Genomic DNA, 3,299 nt, shown 5'->3' on the forward strand with positions numbered 1-3,299 from the left:
CACGCCGCGACGCGCCGCGCGGTAGCCGGCGGCGCGCAGGCGACGGGCCCACGGGTACGTCGTGTCGCCGGGCGGGGCCGCGAGCACGGGATCCGCGCGCGTCGCCGTGTCGAGCGGTCCGTCGGCGTCGTGCGTCAGCTCGATCCGCGCCGCGACGTGCCACCGGCCGCGCGGGGTCGCGTGGACCAGCCGCATCCGGACGGGACGCAAGGCGAGCGCCCGCGCCAGCTCGCGGGTGTCGGCGGGCAGGGGCGGGTCGGCGTCCGCCAGCACGCCGATGAGCACGGGCCCGGCGGATCCGCGGTACGGCATGAGCGTGGTGAGCCGCGCTCCGGAGAGGGCGCGCCGCGGCGCGAGCAGGAAGCGGCCCGTCTGCGAGATGCCGGTGGATGCGAGCAGCACGTCGACCGTCGCGCCGCCGCCGTCCGGGATCCGCAGCGCGAGCCCGAGCACGTCGGGCAGGGCCGCCGGGAGGCCGCCGCCGCGCGAGAAGCGTGCGTGGACGTCGAGGGGCGCGTCGAGCCCGTCGAGCCAGGCGAGCCCCGACGGCGCGCGTCCGGCGACGGGCGTCATCGTCCCCGAGAGGGCGACGCCGTGCGGATGGAGCGGCCGCGGCCGGCGCACGAGGCGGACGGCGGAGACGAGCCCTGCGAGGACGTTCCCGCCGGTGCGGGCCGGGATGTCGGTCATCTCCCGACCCTATTCCGGTGCCGTCCGCATGACCCGGCGCGGCGGATGCGACGACGCCCGGACCGACCTGCTGGTCGGCCCGGGCGTCGGGTGGTGCGATCCGTGCGACGCGCCCGGAGGCGCGGTCCGCTACGGCGTCGGCATGCCGCCGTTGACGTTGAGCGTCTCGCCGATCACGTAGCTCGACTCGTTGGAGGCGAGGAACACGTACGCGGGCGCGAGCTCGGCGGGCTGGCCGGCGCGGCCGAGCGGGGTCTGCTCGCCGAACTCGGGCAGCGCGTCGGCGGGCTGGCCGCCCGCGGTCTGCAGCGGGGTCCAGATCGGGCCGGGCGCGACCACGTTGACGCGGATGCCCTTGGGCGCGAGCTGGCCGGCGAGGCCCTTCGAGAACGCGTTGATCGAGGCCTTGGTCGTGGCGTAGTGCACGAGGTTCGGCGACGGCGCGTAGGCCTGGATCGACGACGTGTTGATGATCGACGAACCGGGCTTGAGGTGCGGCAGCGCGGCCTTCGTGATCCAGAACATCGCGTAGACGTTGGTCTTGAAGGTGAGGTCGAACTCCTCGTCCGAGATGTCCTCGAGCGCGTCGACGTTCTGCTGCTTGCCGGCGTTGTTGACGAGGATGTCGAGTCCGCCGAGGCCCTCGACGGCGCGCTCCACGAGCTCGCGGCTGAACTCCGCGGTGGAGATGTCGCCGGGGATCGCGACGGCCTTCCGTCCGGCCTCCTCGATGAGGGCGACGACCTTCTTCGCGTCCTCCTCCTCCTCGGGCAGGTACGAGAGGGCGACGTCCGCGCCCTCACGGGCGTAGGCGATGGCGACGGCCGCGCCGATGCCGGAGTCGGCGCCGGTCACGAGGGCCTTGCGTCCCTCGAGGCGGTTCGATCCGCGGTACGTCTTCTCGCCGCGGTCGGCGGTCTCGTCCAGGTCGGCGTCGAGGCCCGGGCCGTCCTGCTGCTGGGCGGTCGGGTCGATGTCGGCGTACATCTTCGTCGGGTCCTGGAACGTGTACTGGTCGATGCTCATGTGTCTCCTCGTGCGGTGCGTGTGCGGTGCGGGATGCGTGCGGGTGCCGGGCGGATCAGCTCGGCGGGGTGTCGTCCAGGTCGATGTCCTGGCCGGCGAGGTCGTTCTCGGCGAGCACCGGCTCGGCCTCGCCGTCGACCCCGAGGGCGTCGGCGGTGGGCTCGGCGTCGGCGGCCATGACGGCGTCGTCGTCCGGTTCCTCGACGGGCTCGTCGGTCTCGGCGAGGACGGTCTCGCCGGCGACGGCATCGTTCACGACCGTCTCCTTGTCCATGCCGGCCGCGTCGAGCGCGGTGTCGTCACCGGTGGCGTCGTCGCCGGGGGTGGTGCTGGTGGCGTCGGTCACGATCACTCACCGGCCTCGGGCTTGGGGTGGCCGGGGATCGAGTCACCGCTGAGGTTCAGCTCGTCGGGGTCGACGTCGACCTCGCCGACGTCGTCGGGTCCGCCGGATCCGGGGAGCACCTGCACGTCGTCCGCGGCGGCCGGGACGTCGTCGGAGACGCCCTCGCTCTCGGTGATCTGCTGCTCCTGCTTCACCTGCGTGTCGTCCTCGCTCGGCGAGATGAAGTCCTTGTCCTGGCGTGTGTCTGAGGTGTCCGCGGGCTGGAGGCGCGGGTCGTCGGTGTCCATGCGTCCGACGCTACGCTCGGCCCCCAGGGCTGTGTGGCGGCGTTCAGGCAACGCGCATGTGCGGGACCCGGGTCGCGTCACGACGGCGCGTCCCGGCACGGATCACTGGTCGTCGGGCCCCTCGCCGAACGGGTCGGGCTCGTCCTCGCGGGCGTCCTCCTGCGCAGCCTCCTCGACCTCGGCGACCGAGTCGGCGTCGATGGGCGCGGGCTCGGCGAGCGGGCGGCGCGGGGTGTCGGCGGCTACGGGATCCGTCACGTCAGCGGCCCTCTGGGTCGACGTGGCCGGTGGCGTCGTCGGCGGGCGCGCTCATGTGCGAGTCGGCGGCGGTGACGGACCGGTTGTCGGGGACCTCGGGGTACTCGGCGCTCGCGGGATCCGCGTCCTCCACCTCGAGGGTGTCCTCCTCCTCGTGCCCGTAGGCCGTGCCGTCGGGCTCGCGGACCGCGTCGCCGACACCCGCCGGAGCGTCGTCGCCGGAGACCACGTCGTCGACGGTCACCAGCCCGTCGGGATCGCCGGGTCCGCGCCCGGTGCGGATGCCGTCTGCCTGGTCGTCTCGGTCGCTCATGATCCCCAGCCTACGAGCCGCCGTCACGGGTGACCCGAGCGCCGATGCCCCCGAAACGGGGTCGCGACATCGCCTCGCGGAGGGTCCCCGCGAGTCGGCGTCGGCCGGGTTGCGTTCCCGTCCGAGCGCCTTCATATTAGGTGAGCCTTGCCTAACTGCGCACGGTGCTCGTGACCCGGACACGGCTCCCCATCGAACCGACGAAGGACCCATGACCCTCTCCCCGCACGCCTCCCTCCCCTCCGATCCGACGCTCGTCGACGCCCGCGCCGACCCGCGTGCGGACGCCGCGGATCCCGCCGCCGGTGGCGTCCATGCCGTGGCAGGTGGCGCAGTTCGAGCCGAAGAGCTTCTGGCCCTCGTCGATGGTCTGCGCGGA

The 3,299-nt window shown here is 73.7% G+C and carries 7 protein-coding genes; all 7 read right to left on the reverse strand.

Translation table 11 applies throughout. The features are described from left to right. Window positions 1–690: hypothetical protein (locus DZG00_RS13765; RefSeq protein WP_119455735.1), on the reverse strand; the 690-nt coding region annotated here is incomplete at its 3' end. A gap of 129 nt (window positions 691–819) precedes the next feature. Next, window positions 820–1,716 (reverse strand): glucose 1-dehydrogenase, encoded by an 897-nt coding sequence (locus DZG00_RS13770; RefSeq protein WP_119382359.1) that lies wholly within the window; start codon window positions 1,714–1,716, stop codon window positions 820–822. A gap of 55 nt (window positions 1,717–1,771) precedes the next feature. After that, window positions 1,772–2,062, reverse strand: a complete 291-nt coding sequence (locus tag DZG00_RS13775; protein WP_233549094.1) for a hypothetical protein — start codon at window positions 2,060–2,062, stop codon at window positions 1,772–1,774. 2 nt (window positions 2,063–2,064) lie between these two features. Then, window positions 2,065–2,349: a hypothetical protein gene (locus tag DZG00_RS13780; RefSeq protein ID WP_119382357.1), complete on the reverse strand. Its 285-nt coding sequence runs from the start codon at window positions 2,347–2,349 to the stop codon at window positions 2,065–2,067. A 102-nt stretch (window positions 2,350–2,451) separates the two neighbouring features. Further along, on the reverse strand, window positions 2,452–2,607 hold the full coding sequence (locus DZG00_RS17185; protein WP_199688942.1) for a hypothetical protein: 156 nt from the start codon (window positions 2,605–2,607) through the stop codon (window positions 2,452–2,454). A 1-nt stretch (window position 2,608) separates the two neighbouring features. After that, window positions 2,609–2,920, reverse strand: a complete 312-nt coding sequence (locus tag DZG00_RS13785) for a hypothetical protein (protein ID WP_119382356.1) — start codon at window positions 2,918–2,920, stop codon at window positions 2,609–2,611. A gap of 151 nt (window positions 2,921–3,071) precedes the next feature. Further along, the gene (locus DZG00_RS17555) at window positions 3,072–3,287 is read right to left on the reverse strand and encodes a c-type cytochrome (protein WP_233550146.1); all 216 of its coding nucleotides are present in this window, start codon (window positions 3,285–3,287) and stop codon (window positions 3,072–3,074) included. Between the last annotated feature and the right edge of the window lie 12 nt (window positions 3,288–3,299).

The sequence above is a fragment of the Clavibacter lycopersici genome, assembly GCF_003576405.1.
GTDB lineage: Bacteria > Actinomycetota > Actinomycetes > Actinomycetales > Microbacteriaceae > Clavibacter > Clavibacter lycopersici.